The 19,921-nt window shown below is 31.5% G+C and carries 12 protein-coding genes; all 12 read left to right on the top strand.

Features of this window, described 5'->3' with window-relative positions:
• The first annotated feature begins 10 nt into the window (after positions 1–10).
• The 12 genes from L1S47_RS07710 to L1S47_RS07655 all read left to right on the top strand — a co-directional run bounded on the left by L1S47_RS07710 (position 11) and on the right by L1S47_RS07655 (position 19,887).
• Positions 11–1,078: a DUF871 domain-containing protein gene (locus tag L1S47_RS07710; protein WP_238883004.1), complete on the top strand. Its 1,068-nt coding sequence runs from the start codon at positions 11–13 to the stop codon at positions 1,076–1,078.
• A gap of 196 nt (positions 1,079–1,274) precedes the next feature.
• The gene (gene uvrA, locus L1S47_RS07705) at positions 1,275–4,097 is read left to right on the top strand and encodes an excinuclease ABC subunit UvrA (RefSeq protein ID WP_238883002.1); all 2,823 of its coding nucleotides are present in this window, start codon (positions 1,275–1,277) and stop codon (positions 4,095–4,097) included.
• Positions 4,098–4,387: 290 nt separating this feature from the next.
• Positions 4,388–4,831: an FHA domain-containing protein gene (locus L1S47_RS07700; RefSeq protein WP_238883000.1), complete on the top strand. Its 444-nt coding sequence runs from the start codon at positions 4,388–4,390 to the stop codon at positions 4,829–4,831.
• A 13-nt stretch (positions 4,832–4,844) separates the two neighbouring features.
• The gene (locus tag L1S47_RS07695; RefSeq protein WP_238882998.1) at positions 4,845–6,065 is read left to right on the top strand and encodes an FtsW/RodA/SpoVE family cell cycle protein; all 1,221 of its coding nucleotides are present in this window, start codon (positions 4,845–4,847) and stop codon (positions 6,063–6,065) included.
• A gap of 3 nt (positions 6,066–6,068) precedes the next feature.
• Complete coding sequence (locus L1S47_RS07690; RefSeq protein ID WP_238882996.1) at positions 6,069–7,532, top strand: penicillin-binding protein 2; 1,464 nt, start codon at positions 6,069–6,071, stop codon at positions 7,530–7,532.
• Positions 7,533–7,550: 18 nt separating this feature from the next.
• The gene (uvrC, locus tag L1S47_RS07685; RefSeq protein WP_238883131.1) at positions 7,551–9,413 is read left to right on the top strand and encodes an excinuclease ABC subunit UvrC; all 1,863 of its coding nucleotides are present in this window, start codon (positions 7,551–7,553) and stop codon (positions 9,411–9,413) included.
• Positions 9,414–9,562: 149 nt separating this feature from the next.
• Positions 9,563–10,480, top strand: a complete 918-nt coding sequence (gene murB, locus L1S47_RS07680) for a UDP-N-acetylmuramate dehydrogenase (RefSeq protein ID WP_238882994.1) — start codon at positions 9,563–9,565, stop codon at positions 10,478–10,480.
• Positions 10,481–10,699: 219 nt separating this feature from the next.
• Positions 10,700–11,584 carry an RNase adapter RapZ gene (rapZ, locus tag L1S47_RS07675; RefSeq protein WP_202766938.1) on the top strand — a complete coding sequence of 295 codons (885 nt, stop codon included), beginning with the start codon at positions 10,700–10,702 and terminating at the stop codon, positions 11,582–11,584.
• Positions 11,581–12,918: a gluconeogenesis factor YvcK family protein gene (gene yvcK, locus L1S47_RS07670; RefSeq protein ID WP_238882992.1), complete on the top strand. Its 1,338-nt coding sequence runs from the start codon at positions 11,581–11,583 to the stop codon at positions 12,916–12,918. Before rapZ ends, yvcK begins: the two co-directional genes overlap by 4 nt.
• A 150-nt stretch (positions 12,919–13,068) precedes the next feature.
• The gene (gene whiA, locus L1S47_RS07665; RefSeq protein ID WP_238882990.1) at positions 13,069–14,025 is read left to right on the top strand and encodes a DNA-binding protein WhiA; all 957 of its coding nucleotides are present in this window, start codon (positions 13,069–13,071) and stop codon (positions 14,023–14,025) included.
• Between the two features lie 171 nt (positions 14,026–14,196).
• Complete coding sequence (locus tag L1S47_RS07660; protein ID WP_238882988.1) at positions 14,197–16,173, top strand: methyl-accepting chemotaxis protein; 1,977 nt, start codon at positions 14,197–14,199, stop codon at positions 16,171–16,173.
• Positions 16,174–16,311: 138 nt separating this feature from the next.
• Positions 16,312–19,887: a DNA polymerase III subunit alpha gene (locus L1S47_RS07655; RefSeq protein ID WP_238882987.1), complete on the top strand. Its 3,576-nt coding sequence runs from the start codon at positions 16,312–16,314 to the stop codon at positions 19,885–19,887.
• The last annotated feature ends 34 nt before the right edge of the window (positions 19,888–19,921 follow it).

Genomic DNA, 19,921 nt, shown 5'->3' with positions numbered 1-19,921 from the left:
GAGGGTGAATATGCTTGGAATTTCTATATATTTAAGTGAAAATGAACTGGATAATATGAGAAGAATTGAAGATGCATCAAAATATGGGATAGATAAAATTTTTACTTCACTACATATACCAGAGGATGGGAATAAGGAGGAGCAACCAGATTTATTTAAACGGCTATGTGAATATGCAAAGAAGCATTCTATGGAGGTATATGGGGATTTCGGACCAGATAGTTTTAAAAGAATGGGATTAGATATTAATGATATTAAAGGCATATATGATATAGGCATAAGTGGAATAAGAATAGATTATGGATATGATGATGAGATAATCGCTGAAATATCTAAAGGTATTAGAATATTCTTGAATGCTAGTACATTAACAAGAGAGCAGATAGTAAATTTAAAAGAATTAGGAGCAAATTTTAATAATATTGAAGCTTGGCATAATTTTTATCCTAGACCGGAAACAGGGCTTGATAAGGTGTACTTTATTGAGAAGAATAAAATGATTAAAAGTTTTGGAATAAAAGTATCAGCTTATGTGGTAGGAGATAAGCTTAAAAGAGGCCCACTATTTTTAGGACTACCAACTCTTGAAAGCCATAGATATGAGAGTACGTATAATAGTGCAGTTGAACTTTTATATGAGTATGATGTAGATGATGTGTATATAGGAGATATAGAAGCATGCGCAGAAACCCTAGAAAGAATGGCATATCTTAAAGACAATATAATTGTTCTAAGATATAATAAAGAATTCGGTGCTGAAAGATATAAGGAATTACTAAATAAAACTTATACAAGCAGGGGAGACGAATCAAGAGATGTAATTAGGGCTGAAGAGTCTAGAAGTTATGCAGGAAGCAATAGTACAATAATAAAAAAAGAAAATACTATTGAAAGATATAAAGGAAGTATAACAATAGATAATGAAGGTTATAAAAGGTATATGGGAGAACTGCAGATAACTAAAGATGATTTAAGTGCTAATGAAAATGTAAATGTCCTAGGAAAAATAATAAATGAGGATAAAAATCTTATTAACTTTATAAAAGGGCGAGTAAGATTTAAATTAATAGAAGCTTAACTATAAAAAATGCATTCGTTTTTATGACTAATCATATAAGTGGATGTGTTTTTTATTTTTTTATAATTATTGACTAATAAGTTTTAAACATATAAAATATTAATTATACGAACAAGTGTTCATATTCAAATGAATTGAATTACATAATGACTTTAGGCAAGAATACAAAAAGATAGATATATTTCAGGAGGAAAAAATGAAAGACAAGATAATTATAAAAGGAGCAAAGGTACATAACTTAAAGAATGTAAATTTAGAGATACCTAGAGATAAATTAGTTGTTTTTACTGGGCTTTCAGGTTCCGGAAAGTCATCTTTAGCCTTTGATACTCTTTATGCGGAGGGACAAAGAAGATATGTAGAATCATTATCCGCGTATGCAAGGCAATTTTTAGGCCAAATGAATAAACCGGATGTAGAATATATTGAAGGGTTATCGCCAGCAATTTCTATAGATCAGAAAACTACCTCCAAGAATCCTAGATCAACTGTAGGAACAGTTACAGAGATTTATGACTATTTAAGACTGCTATATGCTAGAGTTGGAGTACCTCATTGTCCTAAATGTGGTAAGGAAATATCTCAGCAAACAGTAGATCAGATAGTTGATAGGGTAATAGCATTAGGCGAAAAAACTAAAATTCAAGTATTAGCTCCTTTAGTTAGAGGAAGAAAAGGAACGCACGAGAAAGTATTAGAACTAATTAAAAAGAATGGATTTGTTAGAGCAAGAATAGATGGTAACATTTATGACTTAACAGAAGAAGAAGTAAAGCTTGAGAAGAATATAAAGCATAGCATTGAGGCTGTAGTTGATAGACTAGTTATAAAAGATGACATTGAGAGAAGATTAACTGATTCTTTAGAAATGGCACTTAAACTAGGAGATGGACTTGTTCTTATAAATATGGTGGGTGGAGAAGATATATTATTCTCTGAGAAATTCGTTTGTCCAGATTGCGGAATAAGTATAGATGAATTAGAGCCAAGATTATTTTCATTTAATACTCCTTTTGGAAAATGTGATTATTGTGATGGATTAGGAACATTATTAGAGATTGATGAGGACTTAGTTATTCCAGATAAGTCATTATCAATAATGCAGGGAGCTATAGCATCTTGGGGAGAAGGAAGATTAAAAGAGGATGCTTGGACTTTTGCAGTTTTAAAAGCATTAAGTGAAAAATATGATTTTAGTCTTAATACTCCAATAAAGGATTTGCCTAAGAATATTGTTGACCTTCTGCTTTATGGAACAAAAGGCGAAAGATTAAAAGTGGAATATGTTAAGGATGGAGTTAAAGGAATATATTCTCATAGTTTTGATGGTGAAATAACTTCTTTAAAGAGAAGGTATATGGAAACAAACTCTGACTTAATAAAAGGCGAAATAGAAAAATATATGAGCAATAATCATTGTCCTAAATGTAAAGGGGCAAGACTTAAGCCAGAAGCATTAGCAGTTACTGTTGGAGATAAAAATATAAATGAATTTACAAAGTTATCAGTAAAGGATGAGTTAAAATATATTGATTCCATAGAATTATCAGAAAAGAATAAGGTCATTTCTGCACAAATTCTTAAGGAAATCAAAAGCAGATTACAATTTCTTAAAGATGTTGGCTTAGATTATCTAGATTTAGCAAGAAACTCAGGAACCTTATCAGGGGGAGAAGCACAGAGAATAAGACTTGCTACCCAAATTGGATCGTATTTAATGGGAGTTCTATATATTTTAGATGAACCAAGTATAGGACTTCATCAAAGAGATAACGATAAATTAATCTCAACCTTAAAGAACTTAAGAGATGTGGGAAATACAGTAATAGTTGTAGAGCATGATGAAGATACTATTAAAGAAGCAGATTTTATAGTGGATATTGGGCCAGGAGCAGGAGAGCATGGGGGAAATATAGTTGCAGCAGGACCTCTTAGTGTAATTGAGACTTCTAAGGAATCAATTACTGGACAATATCTTAGAGGTGAAAAGAAGATTGAGGTTCCAAAAGAAAGAAGAAAAGGTAACGGTAATTTTATAACTGTTAAGGGAGCAAAAGAAAATAATCTTAAGAATGTTAATGTGAAATTCCCACTTGGTGCATTAACTATGGTTACAGGAGTATCAGGTTCAGGAAAAAGTACATTAGTAAATGAAATTTTATACAAAGGTTTGTATAAGACTATTAATAGATCTAATATAGTACCAGGAGAGCATAAAGAAATACTAGGATATGAAGCAATTGATAAGATTATTGATATAGATCAAAGTCCAATAGGAAGAACTCCACGTTCAAATCCAGCAACTTATACAGGCGTTTTTGATATAATCCGTGAGCTATTTGCTCAAACAACGGAATCAAAGATGAAAGGATATAAGGCTGGTAGATTCTCCTTTAATGTTAAAGGTGGGAGATGTGAAGCTTGTTCTGGGGATGGAATAATAAAGATAGAGATGCAGTTCCTTTCAGATGTATATGTTCCATGTGAAGTATGTAAAGGGAAAAGATATAATAGAGAAACTTTAGAGGTAAAATATAAGGGCAAAAATATAGATGATGTTTTAAATATGACTGTAGAAGAAGCACTAAAGTATTTCGAAAATTTACCTAGAATAAAAAACAAACTTCAAACTTTACATGATGTAGGATTAGGGTATATCAGATTAGGGCAGCCTTCTACGCAACTTTCTGGAGGAGAAGCACAAAGAATCAAACTTGCTTACGAGCTTTCAAAGAGAAGTACAGGAAAAACTCTTTATATTCTTGATGAGCCTACAACAGGATTACACATAGATGATGTTAGTAAGCTAGTGGAGATACTTCAAAGATTAGTTGAGGCAGGAAATTCTGTGGTTGTAATTGAACATAATCTTGATATGATTAAGTGTGCAGATTACATTGTAGATCTAGGACCAGAAGGTGGAGATGGCGGAGGTACAATAATTGCAACAGGTACGCCTGAACAAATAGTGAAGGTGGAAGAGTCTTATACTGGTAAGTATTTGAAAAAGTATCTATAAGTAATCAAAGATTTATTATTTAGGAATATAGAATTTTAATGAAATACATCAATAAGGGTATCCTATTTATATGTAATATACCGAAATAATTAGGATATCCTTATTTTCTTTAGATTAATTTAATAAATATATCATTCGTTCTACAATGTTAGGGCAATTTTTAGTGTATAATCATAAATATAATCATAAAAATGTTTTAAAATCAATAATTAAGAAATATTAATAGATTATATAATAATTTTTAAGTTTCGCATTATATAACATTGAAGTAATTAAATAGGGGTGAGTACATGAATTTTCAAAAACTGATAGCGGGGGCCTTCGCAATTTTATTTATTATAATATTATATATTATTATTTATTATGCACTGAAGATTATGAATAAAGATATAAGAGGTGGAAATAAAAGACGAGGTGCTTCAAAAAAAGGACAAAAATCTTATGGAATAGAAGTAGAGTCATCAGGAGATAATCCAAATTTAAAGCAAGGGACTCTTATTCATATTAGAGACACAGTTTCTATAGGTAGAAGAGACGATAATTCAATAGTTTTGACAGATTCATTTGTATCAGGATATCATGCAAAGTTATTTATAAGAAATAATAATTTTTATGTAGAGGATTTGGGAAGTACTAATGGTACTTTCTTAAATGGCTCAAGAATTGATGGCAGAGCAAAACTAAATGTAAATGATGAATTAAAAATAGGATCTGTAGTTTTCAGGGTTATTTAATTGAGGTGAGTAAATGAATACAGTAAGAGATGAAAGAAAATTACTATTTATGACATACTTTTTGACAATAGCTCTTTTTGGTGATTTGGCACTATTAAAAGATCCTATTGATATAGGGGCACTTATAATGGGAGGCGTAGTATTATTACTTATAGCATATGCACACTTTGTTGTAAGAAAGTTTTTCCCAGATGGAGATAAGTTTTTATTGATATTCTCAGTGATATTATCAGTAATTGGTATAGCTGTACTATATAGGCTGAATACTGAAACAGCTATAAAACAAGTTATATGGTTCGTATTGGGTATAACTTCTTTTGTATTAATTACAGTTTTATTACCTGACTTTAAGCGCTTTTATAAATATAAGTACTATTATTTGGGTGCAGTAGCAGTTTTTATGCCTATGGCTTTATTAATAGGAAAGGTACAGTATGGAGCAAAGAACTGGGTAATAATTGGACCAATAAGTATACAGCCATCAGAGATTGGAAAGATATTCCTAATACTATACTTAGGAACATCTCTAAAGGATTATGTAGATAAGAAAAACTTAATAGGAGATGCCAAACAATTAATAGAGCCGGCACTTGTTAGTATGGCATCTATTGGCTGTATGGTGCTCCAAAGAGATTTAGGTTCTGCACTCTTGTTTTTTGGAATCACAGTAACGATGCTTTATGTAGCATCATCAAAAGTTAAGTATGTGTTAATATGTCTAGTACTATTTGCAGCAGGAGCAGTAGCATCATATTATTTGTTTGGGCATGTAAGAGAAAGAGTTATTATATGGCAGAATATATGGCAATACGCCAATGATGAAAGTTATCAAATAGTTCAAGGACTATTTTCTATTTCTTCGGGCGGAATGTTTGGTACGGGGCTTGGACAAGGCTATCCAGCATTTGTTCCAGTAAATACTTCTGACTACATTTTTGCAATTATTTGTGAAGAATTTGGAATGGTTTTTGGTATAGGAATATTAATAATATATTTCTTATTATTTTATAGAGGAATGAGAGCGGCTATTAAAGTAGAAGATAGATTCTCTCAACTAGCAGCAGTAGGGTTTTCCGCAATGATAGCATCCCAAGTATTGGTTATAATTGGAGGAGTATTCGCAGTTATTCCACTTACAGGAATAACCCTTCCGCTTATAAGTGCTGGAGGAAGCTCAATGCTTACAATTTTCTTGGCATTAGGAATGCTTCAGAAAATATCAGAGGAGGGTTAAAGGATGAAGGATACACAAGCAAGTATAAAAAAAGTAATGATAGTGTTCGCTTTCTTACTTTTAGCCTTAATAACATATATTGCATACTTTCAGGCATTTAAGGCACCTGCAATAGCTGAGAAACCTGAAAATCAGAGATTATGGGCGGAAAGAAATAAGGTTCTAAGAGGAACCATTTATGATAGAAATATGACAGCTCTTACTGAAAGTAAGAAGACCGGAACATTAACTCAAGAAAGAAAGTATGTATATGGATCTTTATATTCACATGTTTTAGGATATTCAAACGAGAAATACGGGTTAAGCGGGTTAGAATATTTATATGACAAAGATTTAAGAAGTTACGATAAAATATCAGCGTCAATTAATAGTATTTTAAGTAAACTAAACATTAAGGAAGTATTTAATAATCGAACTAGTCAAGGAGAAGAAGCTATAGGAAATTCGCTTGTTACTAGCTTAGATACAAAGATTCAAACGACAGCATGGCAAGCATTAGGAAACCGTAAAGGAGCAGTTGTTGTACTAGATCCAAAAACAGGGGAAATAGTTGCATCAGTTTCTAATCCTACTTTTGATCCTAATAATCTAGATAAAGCAATGCAAACTGCTAATTCGGGAGCTAGTTCAGGTTTCCCCCTAATAAATAGAGTTGTTTCAGGAATGTATGCGCCAGGGTCTACATTTAAGATAATAACATTAACATCAGCATTGGAAAATATACCTGGAGTTACAAGTAGAACATTCCAGGATACTGGGAAAATAGATTTCCCAGATGGAAGCAAGCTTTGGAACTTAGACCATAATGTTTATGGTTCGCTTTCATTAAAAACAGCTTTAGCGTATTCATCAAACGTAGTATTTGGAACACTAGCTATGGAATTAGGGAATGATAAGCTTAAGAAAACTGCTGAGGATTTTGGATTTAATAAATCACTGCCTTCAGATGGAATTGCATTTAATAAAAGCTCTTTTCCAACATTAAATGCAAGTGAAAAGGGGAATATAGCACAAACAGGTATAGGTCAAAGTTCAATTTTAGCATCTCCACTTCAAATGGCATTAATTGCATCAGCTGTTGCAAATAATGGAATTATGATGGAACCTAAATTAGTAAATAAAGTTGTAGATAAGAATGGAAAAACTGTGAGAGAAATTCAGAGCAAACAAATTGCAAATCCTATATCAAGTGGGGATGATGCAATTATAAAAGATTATATGAAGAGCCTAATAGATGGAAGAATAAATAGAGATTGGGGCGTTTTCAGAGGCTTAAATGCTGCAGGTAAAACAGGAACAGCAGAAACAAGTGTGGAGGGAACAGACCCTCATTCATGGTTTATTGGGTTTGCGCCTGTAGATAATCCAAAGTATGCAATAGCAGTAATTGTAGAAAATGGAGGTGCTGGTGGCGGAGTTGCTGCACAGATAGCGGGTTCAGTATTGAAAGCTTCACTAGGACAATAAACGGAAGAGGTGATTTCTATATTTGACTTTGAGTATCATTTAAAAAACCTTCCTGACAAACCTGGAGTTTATATTATGAAAAATTCCTTGGGAGAAGTCATTTATGTTGGGAAGGCAAAAGTCTTAAAAAATAGGGTAAGACAATATTTTCAAAGTAATAAAAATCATTCAGAGAAAGTAAGAAAAATGGTGAGTAACATAACTGAATTTGAATATATTGTTACAGATTCAGAAATGGAAGCATTGTTATTAGAATGTAATCTAATAAAAAAATATAGTCCAAGGTACAATATTGCGCTAAAGGATGATAAATTTTATCCGTTTATTAAAATAACGACAAATGAGGATTTCCCTAGAGTGTATGTAACAAGAAATTATGCTAAAGATGGGAATAAGTATTTCGGACCATATGTAAATGCCACATCAGTTTATGAAACCATAGATTTAATTAAGAAGATATATCCCTTAAGAACATGTAAGAGATCCATAATAGAAGGAGGAGAAAAAACTAGGCCTTGTTTGAACTATCATATAAAGCTATGTAAAGCTCCTTGTGCAGGATATCAGACTAAAGAAGATTATGGAAACATGATTAAGGAAATAATTGATATATTAAATGGTAAGGATACAAAGATCATAAAGGATCTTAAAGAACAAATGCAGGTAGCATCAAGTGAATTAGAGTTTGAGAAGGCTGCAGAGCTTAGAGATAGAGCTTTAGCTATAGAGAACATAATAGAAAGACAAAAGATGTTTACGGTAAGAGAAGGAGATGAAGATTACATCAACCTTTACTGTGATGGTAAAGATTGTTGTGTTCAAATTTTCTTTTCAAGAGATGGCAAGATAAGTGGAAGAGAACATTTTGTTTTTGAAGACAAAGCAGACTATAACAAGAGTGAAGTACTATATCAGTTTATTACTAGTTTTTATGGTGGAACGGCACAAATACCAAAAAATATTTATCTACCTGAAATTGAAGAGTTAGAATTATTAGAAGAATTTTTAACAATAAAAAGAGGTTCTAAAGTTTGGATCAAGATACCAAAAAAAGGTGAGAAACTAGAACTTTTGCAGATGGTTGAAGAAAATGCTAAAATGACATTAGAGAAATTTAAGGATAAGATTTTAAGTGAGAAAGAAATAAATAGGATTTCCTTGGAAGAATTAAGAGAACTGCTTGATTTAGATGAACTGCCTATGAGGATAGAAGCTTATGATATATCTAACATACAAGGAGTAGATTCTGTAGGAACTATGGTAGTTTTTGAAGAAGGAAAGCCTAAGAATAGTGATTACAGAAGATTTAAAATTAAAACTGTACAGGGACCAAATGATTATGAAAGTATGAGAGAAGTCTTATCAAGAAGATTTAGTCATGGGTTAGATGAAGTAAAACAGATTCAAGAAAGAAAGCTCACATTAGCAGGGGGAAAGTTTTCAGTTTTTCCAGATTTGATTCTTATGGATGGAGGAAAAGGGCAAGTTAATATAGCACTTCAAGTATTGGATTCATATGGAATTGAAATTCCTGTATGCGGATTAGTAAAAGATGATAAGCATAATACAAGAGGTCTTATTTATAATAATGAAGAAATTATTATAGCAAGAAGAGGAAATTTGTTCCATATGCTAACAAGAATACAGGATGAAGTTCATAGATTTGCTATAACCTATCATAGATCATTAAGAGATAAAAGAACCCTTCATTCCATTTTAGAGGATATACCTTTTGTAGGAGAAAAGAGAAGAAGGAATCTCCTTATGAAGTTTGGAAGTGTAGACAATATAAAAAAAGCTTCAATAGATGATCTTTTAGAAACGCCTGGAATAGATAAAAAAGCAGCTGAAAGTATAAAAAAGTACTTTAGTGGCAATTAAAATATAATAGGAACCTTAACACAAGTTATAACAAAACCGTATAATGTATTTAGAGAGAAATACAAAACGCATAATATAAAACTTGTTAAAATTATAAATATTAATTATACTTATATATTGGAGTATTACTAAACAAGAGGAGTTTTGAAATGAATCAATACCATAACCTATTAAGTTCGCTGGAGAAAATATTAGACAAATCTGATATTGAAATAGATGCACCAATGAGTGAACACATTTATTTTAAAGTTGGAGGACCTGTAGACTTTTTAGTTAGTCCAAGAAAAAAAGAACAAGTTGCAGAGATTGTTAAATTATGTAGTTTAGAAAAAATTCCATATTATATAATTGGAAATGGCTCAAACCTATTAGTAAAAGATGGTGGAATAAGAGGCGTAGTTATTAAACTTACTGATCTTAAAGACATAAGAATAGAAAATAATTTAATATATGCAGATTGTGGAGCTTTATTAAAAGATGTTTCAAAACTAGCACTAGATAACTCCTTAACTGGTTTTGAGTTTGCTTGTGGAATCCCAGGAAGTGTTGGAGGGGCTGTGTTTATGAATGCAGGTGCCTACGATGGTGAGATTTCTAATGTAATTAAATGGGCAGAAATTATTGATAATAATTTCAATATAATAAAGCTAAATAAGGAAGATTTAAAGCTAGGATACAGAAGTTCTATTGTAATGGAAGAAGGAAATGTAGTCTTAGGAGCATGTTTTGAACTTGCTAATGGTGATAAAGATAAAATAGAAGCTAGAGTGAATGAACTTACGTCAAGAAGAGAAGAGAAGCAGCCATTAGAATATCCTTCAGCGGGAAGTACATTTAAAAGACCAGAAGGTTATTTCGCTGGAAAGTTAATTCAAGATTCAGGTCTAAAGGGTTTTTCAATAGGAGGAGCTGCAGTATCTGAAAAACATTCTGGGTTTATTATAAACAAAGATAAAGCAACAGCTCAAGATATCATTGATGTTATACATCATGTTCAAAAGACTGTGAAGGAAAAATTTGGGGTAGAACTCCATACAGAAGTTAGGATATTAGGTGAAGATAAATAGCCTAAAATAATACTAATTTATAAATAAAAACTAGAGAGATTGAAGTGTTTTATTAAGTCTCTCTAGTTTTTATTGTTTTAAAGTATAAATGTCATCTTAGTTAATATAAATATAACTACAAAGAACTCTAATTATGATATAATTTTATACAAGAAAATCTTTTGAGAAAGGACGGTGAATTCCTGATTTTTAATTAGTGTAAAAGAAATCAGGAGGCTTATGAGATTTGTAATTGTAACAGGACTGTCGGGAGCAGGAAAAACCGAGGCTACTAGAAATCTTGAAGATTTAGGATATTTTTGTGTTGATAACTTGCCACCTAAACTTATTCCTAAATTTGCTGAAGCATGTGTACAAAGTGAAGGAAAAATAGATAAGGTTGCATTGGTTATAGATATAAGAGGTGGAGTATTCTTTGATGATATCTTTGAAAGTTTGAATTACTTGAAAAGACAAGAATTTAAATATGAAATCCTCTTTTTAGACGCATCAGATGATGTCCTAGTAAAAAGATTTAAGGAAGCAAGAAGAAGCCATCCATTAGCTCAAAATGGAAGAGTAATTACAGGAATAAATCTAGAAAGAAATAAACTAATTGAAGTAAAGCATAGAGCTGACTTAATAATAGACACATCTAAGTATGCAATCAAAGACTTAAGAGAAAAGATGAATGAGTATTATGGAACTGGAAAAGAAGTTGAAAGACAGCTTTCAACTACAGTACTTTCCTTTGGGTTTAAGTATGGAATACCAGTAGATGCAGATTTGGTGTTTGATGTTAGATTTCTTCCTAATCCATTCTATATACCAGAATTAAAACCATATTCAGGCATAGATAAACCAGTAAGAGATTATGTAATTAAACATGAAGAAACAAAAGGTTTTTTAGAGAGACTAGAAGATATGATAAAATTTCTAATACCGAATTACATAAAGGAAGGAAAACGACAGCTTATCATCGCTATAGGTTGTACTGGTGGTAGACATAGATCAGTAGCAATAGCAAATGAAATATATGAGAGATTAAATAAATTAAATTATAAGGCATCAATCGAACATAGAGATATACATGAAGATGTAAATAAGGGAGCAAAGAAGCTATGAAGTTTTTAGATTGGCTTAGGCCAGGTATTAAGGTGAAAAGGTGGATACTATTTGGTATCTTTGGGGTACTACTTATTGCCTTTGGATTTACTGAGTTAGCATTTCATAGAGCATATTATTTTTACTATAAAGTATTTTATATATTCTTAAATATAACTGGAATATTTGTTTTGTATGTATCTGCAACAGAGGTAATGAGAGGGATAATAGCATTAATTAATAAAGGATATATAAAAGTTTCATTAGATTCTCAGAAGATTGAAAACTTAATTTATGAAAAGAGACTATTGATTAAGGGTCCTAAAATTGTTGTAATTGGAGGAGGTACTGGACTTTCTACAATGCTTAGAGGATTAAAGTACTACACTTCTAATATAACTGCAATTGTAACAGTAGCTGACGATGGGGGCGGTTCTGGTGATTTAAGGGAAGATTTAGGAATTCTTCCTCCTGGAGATATAAGAAACTGTATACTTGCATTAGCAGATATGGAACCTCTTATGGAGAATTTACTACAATATAGATTTACGGATGGAAGACTTAAAAATCAAAGTTTTGGAAATCTATTTCTAGCTGCAATGGATGGTATATCTGATAACTTTGAGGATGCCGTTCAGAAAATGAGTTCTGTACTCGCAGTTACTGGTAAGGTTGTGCCAGTAACTCTTGAGAATATGAGATTAAAGGCACTCTTAGAAAATGGAAGCATAGTTGAGGGAGAATCGCAAATTCCAGAAGAGGCATTAAAACAAAATAGTAAAATTAAAAAGCTTATGATAGAACCAGAGGATGCAGAGCCTTTGAAGGAGGCCATAACAGCCATCAGAGAAGCGGATGCAATTATAATGGGCCCTGGTAGTTTATATACTTCTGTTTTACCAAATTTATTGGTGAAAAAGATAGCTTCAAATGTTAGAAGAAGTAGTGCGCTAAAGATATACATTTCAAATATAATGACTCAGCCAGGAGAAACGGATGGGTTTAAAGTATCTGATCATTTAAAAACTTTATATAAACACTGCGGAAGAGATATAGTAGATTATGTAATTGCAAATGTTCAGAAATTACCTAAAAATCTTTCGCCTAAATATAAAGAGGAAGGTTCTGACATAGTTGCACTAGATAAAGATGCAATAAACAAAATGGGAATAGAAATAATAGAAGCAAATTTAATTAACTACACAAATGATGTTGTAAGACACAATCATGAAGAATTAGCAAGAGTAATAATGACTACAGTTATGGAAAAATCACTTCTATTTGATAAGAAGAAAATCATTGAATATATGTATCTATCTCAACGTTTGAAGGAAGAGAGCAATAAAAAAATATAATTATTAAACCAAGGGGACGTGTTGTTTGCCGTGGCAAACAATACGTCCCTTTGATTAAAATTTTTAAAATGAGAATTCCTTATTAAAATCCTCTATGCTATAATAAAATATATTTTTGTGGTTAAAAATAATATTTTGAAAGGAGAGACTATGTCATCATTTTCATCAAAAGTTAAAGGCGAAATATGCAGATATCAAGATATTACAAGAGAAGAAGCGTTGGCAGAACTTTCAGCTATTATGAAAGTAAGTGGTACTTTAGCTTTTAGCGGAAGACAAATAAGCTTTAAGATTACTACAGAAAATCCAGGCGCAGCAAGGTTGATTTTTTCTCTTCTTAAGGAGCATTTTGATATACACTCAAAACTTATGGTAAAGAAAGGGAATGCTTTAAAGAAGAATAATATATATATGATTGTAATGACAGAAGAGATGGGAGTAAAGGACTTGTTGTATGAAACAGGAATATTTAAAGAAGTAGACTCTGTTATGTCATTAAGCTATGGAATAGAGCAAGAAATGGTTAATGAGGATGAGAAGGCAAGAGCATATATTAGAGGTGCATTCTTAGGCGGTGGAAGTATATCTAATCCTGAAAAGACTTATCATCTAGAATTTGTTACACATAGTGAAGAATATGCTAAGGACTTAAGTAAATTAATTAATAGGTTTAGCTTAAACTCTAAAGTTATACAAAGAAAAAACAGCTTTATTGTATATATAAAAGAAGGCGAGCAGATTGTAGACCTCCTTAATATACTAGGAGCACATACCTGCTTGTTAGAACTTGAAAATATAAGAATAATGAAAGAAATGAGAAACAATGTAAATAGACTTGTAAACTGTGAAACAGCAAATTTAAGTAAAACAGTTAATGCGGCAGTGAGACAAGTGGAGAGTATAAAATTAATTCAAAATCAAATAGGACTACAGAGATTACCCCAAAATTTAAGAGAAATTGCTGAGCTTAGATTAAATTATCCAGATGAATCCTTAAAGGAATTGGGAGAAATGCTTGATCCTCCAGTTGGAAAATCTGGAATAAATCATAGACTTAGAAAAATTGAAAAGATAGCAGAAGAGTTAAGAGAAAACAAATCTTTTTAATTGATTAATATTAAGTTTTTGTTGAAAAATGTTACGCTAAGTTAAATAAGGTTAAAAGTGCATAATTTACATGCACTTTTTCTTTTTTTCATTGTACAATCTAGGAGAATCAAATGAAAATATAAATAATTTACTCTGGTAATTTATTATGTATAGCTTGGGGGATGAAAAATGAGACTTGGCAAAACTATAAAAGTACAGCTTCTTGTTCCAATTATGACAATTATAATTTTATTAGTACTTGGATTATCGTATATTGCTATGAGTGAATCAAAGAAGAATATTAGTGAAAATTCTAAAAGATATTTGCAAGTATTAAGTAAAGAAAAGACTAATAGTATCAATAGCTTAATCAATGAGAATCTGACTAATATGTGGGGAATAAGCAATAATAAGATATTGAAGGATGGAGATTCTTGGGAGCTAATTAAGAATCTTTTAGAGTCTCAAAAGAAATCAAAAGATCATATTTCAATTGGAATAGCAGACTTAAACGGAAAAGTAACTTTTAGTGATGATACCACTGGACAAATAGATGACATGGATTTTTTTAAGGGAGCATTAGGTGGACAAGGAGTAGTTAGAAAAGCGGGAGTAGACTCAGAAGGAAAGATAATATTTCAATACATAGTACCAATTGTGGCAGACGGAAGTATTTCTAAAGTTTTGGTTGTAAATAGATATGAACCAGAGATTGATAGAATTGTAAATAAAGATGTTATGGAGAATGGTACTGGAGTTATCATAGATTCAAAGGGAAACATTGAAGTATATAAAGATAAAAATAAAATAGGTAAAAGTTTTGGGCAAACTATTGGTAGCAGTGATTTAGTAAAAATTCAAAACAATATGATTAAAGGCAAGGAAGGTATAGAAAACTATAAGCAGGATTCAAAAACTAATATGATAGCTTACGGTTCAATAAAAGAATTAGGATGGTCTTTCGGACTATATTTAGATCAAGAAGGAATACTAAAAGAAGTAAGAAATATGACTGATAGGCTACTTATGGTAGGAGTAATTGCTTTAATATTAGCAGCAATTGTAGCAGTTATAATAATAAATGTAATATCTAAAAAACTTAAAAGAATAAAGAAGCATATTGAAAGTCTTTCAAATGGAGATTTAACCTTTAAAATTGACGAAAAGCATTTAAGAAGAAATGATGAAATTGCTGAAATTGAGAAAGCAATTGGAACTACACAAGGATATATTTCAGATATTATTACTTTAATAAAATCAAATGCTTCAATAATAGATGAAAAGTCAGAAGTGCTCTCAAACACATCTGTAGATTTTGTGGCATCAACTGAAAATGTAGCAAATTCTATTAATAATGTTGCAGAAGGAAGCAAGGGACAAGCAGATAGATTATCAGAAATAGTTGAAGTGGTTAATGAATTTAGTAATGATCTTGATGGAATAACCAGTCAATTTGAAAACATAAATAGAATGACAGTGGGGATTGATAATAAGGCCAATAATTCTAATGTCTCAATGGAAAAGGTAATAAATAGCCTTAAGGAATTGAAAAGCACATTTAATAATTTCAATGAAAAAATACAATTGATGAATAACAATATGCTAAAAGTAAATGAAATGACAGTGATGATAAAAGGAATATCTGAACAAACAAATTTACTTGCTTTAAATGCAGCAATTGAAGCAGCTTCAGCAGGAGAAGCTGGAAGAGGCTTTGCAGTTGTAGCTGATGAGGTAAGAAAGCTTGCTGAAAAGAGTAAGGTTGCTTCAGATAACATCTTTAACATAGCAAATAATATATTAAAGGATACAAATAGTATTTCAACAACCAGTGAAAAGATGAACGATGAGCTTCAAGATCAAGAGGAAGCTATCAATGGTTCCATTGAAGCATTTAGAGAGATATCTTCTTCAATTAGAGAAATAGCGCCTAGAATAAGAAAGGCAAATGAAAATGTTGAATTACTTAATTCTCAAAAAGATATTATAGTGACGAAAAGTATAGAAGTAGCAAATATTTCTCAGGAAATATCTTCTTCGGCAGAAGAAATTTCATCTGCAACCCAAGAAATGACTGCATCATCACAAGAGTTATATGCAACTTCACAAGAGCTTAATGAAATGACTGTAGTAATGAAAGAAAATGTAGATATATTTAAGGTATAATTAAATAAATCATAATAAAAATCAGCTTAGGCTGATTTTTTGCTTTATAAGTATTTTAATTAGTTCGATTTTTGTCTAAAATAGAAGATAGGGAGTTTTTAATGAAAAACTTAAAACTCTAAGAAAGGAAGTGATAGATTGGAAGAGAAGAAATTTTGTCACTTGCATCTACATACAGAATATTCCCTTTTAGACGGATCAGGGAAAATATCTAAGATGATAAATAAGGCAAAGGAATTAGGAATGGAGTCCATAGCCATAACTGACCACGGTGTTATGTATGGTTGTGTGAATTTTTATAAAGAAGCTCAAAAGGCTGGAATAAAAGCAATTATAGGTTGTGAGATATATGTAGTTCCAAAATCTATGCATATAAAAAACGTAGATAGTGAAAATAATACACATCACTTAGTACTTTTGGTAAAGAATGAAGTAGGGTACGAGAACTTAATGAAAATAGTTTCTCAAGCTTCAATTGAAGGTTTTTATTATAAACCGAGAGTAGATCATGATTTTTTAAGAGAGCACAGTGAGGGATTAATAGCTTCTAGTGCATGCTTAGGAGGGGAAGTAAGTTCAGCTTTAAATAATGGGAATTATGAAAAAGCAAAAGAAATAGCTTTAATTTATAAGGATATATTTAAAGAAGGATTCTACTTAGAACTTCAAGATCATGGATTAGAGGAACAAAAGAGAGTTAATTTGGGGTTAATTAAACTTTCTAAAGAAACTGGTATACCACTTATTGCTACAAATGATGTGCATTATATAGAGCAAAAAGACTCAAAATCTCACGACATACTTTTATGCATACAAACAGGAAAAACAGTTGATGATGAAAATAGAATGAGATATGGGTCCGACCAATTCTATTTAAAATCTCCTAAGGAGATGTGGGAGATGTTCTCATATGTTCCTGAAGCATTAGAAAATACCTTAAAGATAGCTGATGAGTGTAATTTTAATTATGAATTTCATAACTCAAAGCTCCCTAAGTTTCCATTGGAAGAAGGACAGGATGCTTTTGAATATTTAAGAGATGTTTGCTTTAAAGGACTTATTGAAAGATATGATGAATTCAATGAATACGAGAAAACATATAATTATGAGAGCTTGAAGGAATATTCTGAAGCGCATCCTAAGGCAAAAGAACTAGTGGATAGATTAGATTACGAACTTCAAGTAATAAATCAAATGGGATATGTGGATTACTTCCTTATAGTTTGGGATTTTATCAGATTTTCAAATGAAAATGGTATTCCAACAGGACCGGGTAGAGGATCAGCAGCTGGTTCCATAGTTGCCTATACTCTAGGAATTACAAAGATTGACCCAATAAAGTATGGATTGATTTTTGAAAGATTTCTTAATCCTGAGAGAGTAAGTATGCCTGATATTGACTCTGATTTCTGCTATGAAAGAAGACAGGAAGTAATTGATTATGTAGTAGAAAAGTATGGAGAGAAAAATGTATCGCAAATAATTACCTTTGGAACAATGGCTGCAAAAGCCTGCATCAGAGATGTGGGAAGGGCTATGAACTATAGCTATGCAGAGGTAGATAAAATAGCTAAGATGATTCCAACAATGCTAGGAATCACCATAGAAAAAGCACTTGATTTAAATCCTGAATTAAAAGCATTATATGAAAGTGACGAGAGAGTTAAAAATCTTATTGATGTAAGTAAAGACTTAGAAGGATTACCTAGGCACTCATCTACACATGCTGCAGGAGTTGTTATAGCATCTAAACCTCTAGTAGAGTATGTTCCATTACAGAAAAATGAAGATAATATAGTAGCCCAGTTTGATATGAATACTTTAGAGGAACTAGGACTACTTAAGATGGACTTCTTAGGACTTAGAACTCTTACTGTAATGAATGATGCAATAAAAATGATTAAAGAAAATAGAGGCGTAGATATTGATGTAGATAAAATAGACTTGGATGACAAAGAAGTTTTTAAGATGTTCGGAGAAGGTAAAACTGTAGGTGTGTTCCAATTCGAATCTCCAGGGATGATAAGCTTTTTGAAAGAATTAAAGCCAGATTCTGTGGAAGATATTATAGCGGGAAATGCTCTTTATAGACCGGGGCCTATGGCTCAAATACCTAGATATATTGAAAATAAGAAACATTCAGATAAAGTAAGCTATATAACCCCTGAATTAGAGAGTATACTTGATGTAACCTACGGCGTAATGATATATCAAGAGCAGGTTATGGAGATAGTTAGAAAGATTGGTGGATACTCTTTAGGACGTGCAGATATGGTTAGAAGAGCCATGTCGAAGAAAAAACATAGTGTTATGGAGCAGGAAAGAAAGAATTTTATATATGGAATTACAGATGAAAATGGAAATGTTGAAGTTCCTGGATGTATAAGAAATGGAATATCAGAAGAGGCTGGGAATAAGATATTTGACCAAATGATGGATTTTGCTAGTTATGCATTTAATAAGAGTCATTCAGCGGCATATTCCATTGTAGGATATCAAACAGCATACTTAATGAGGTATTATCCAGTAGAATACATTGCAGCAACATTGAACTCTATAATGGGAGCTAATGAAAAAGTTGCTTCATATATAAATCTTGCTGAAAGCTTTGGAATAGAAGTTTTACCTCCAGATATAAATGAAAGTTTTTCGAAATTTACTGTTAAGGGCCACACAATTAGATTTGGATTAGCAGCTATTAAAAATGTAGGATATAATGTCGTTGAGTCAATTGTGAAATCAAGAAAAGAAAAAGGTAATTACATTTCACTTCAAGACTTTATAAGCAAGCAAGACTTCTCAGCAATAAATAAGAGGGCAGTAGAAAGTTTGATCAAAGCAGGAGCTCTAGACGGATTTAAAGTTTATAGATCTAGATTGCTTGCAGTATATGAGAAAGTCATGGATTCTGTAGCGGGAGATAAAAAGCGAAATATAGATGGGCAAATAAATCTATTTTCTGGATTAGAAGAAAAAATCGAAAGTCCAGGAGTAACATATCCTCCAATAAATGAATTTAAGAAGAATCATATATTGGCAATGGAAAAAGAAATGACAGGCTTATACTTAAGCGGTCATCCACTAGATGATTATAAGGAGAGTCTAAATCAGCAGACTACAACCACAATAAATAAGATATTAGCCACAAATCAGACTCTAGAAGAGGGCATGGATACAGAAATAACTCCTGTTATGGAAAGTTTAAGTAATAGAGGAATAGAAGATGGGACAAGAGTAGTTATAGGCGGGATAATTAGCGAAGTAAGTAGAAAAGTAACTAGAAATAATACCATGATGGCATTTGTTAAGTTAGAGGATTTAACAGGAATTATGGAGGTTATTGTGTTCCCCAAAACTCTAGAAAAGGTAAATAAATTAATAAATACAGATTCATTAGTTATTATAAGAGGAAGAGTAAGTATTAGTGAAGAAGATGTTCCTAAGTTACTCTGTGAAGATATAACTCCTTTAGAAAAAATAAATTCAGATAAGATTTATCTGAAAGTTGAAAATATGGAAAAAGCTAGAGAAATTAATAAGATATTAAAAATTTTATTAAATGATTTTAAAGGTGAAACACCTCTTTATATATTTGCAGCAAAAGAGAGACAAAGCTATAGATTAGCTAGGGAACTTTGGGTTGATACAGAAAAAGGGGCACTAGAATATTTGAGGAAAAAGTTTGGTGAAGATAATGTAAAGTTAGTTGAATAAATAAGAGAAGGATAGATTGTATATGAATAATATA

This window comes from Clostridium sp. YIM B02551 (assembly GCF_022324735.1).
Classification (GTDB): Bacteria; Bacillota; Clostridia; order Clostridiales; family Clostridiaceae; genus Clostridium_T; species Clostridium_T paridis.
This window is presented reverse-complemented; position numbering and strand designations above follow the sequence as displayed.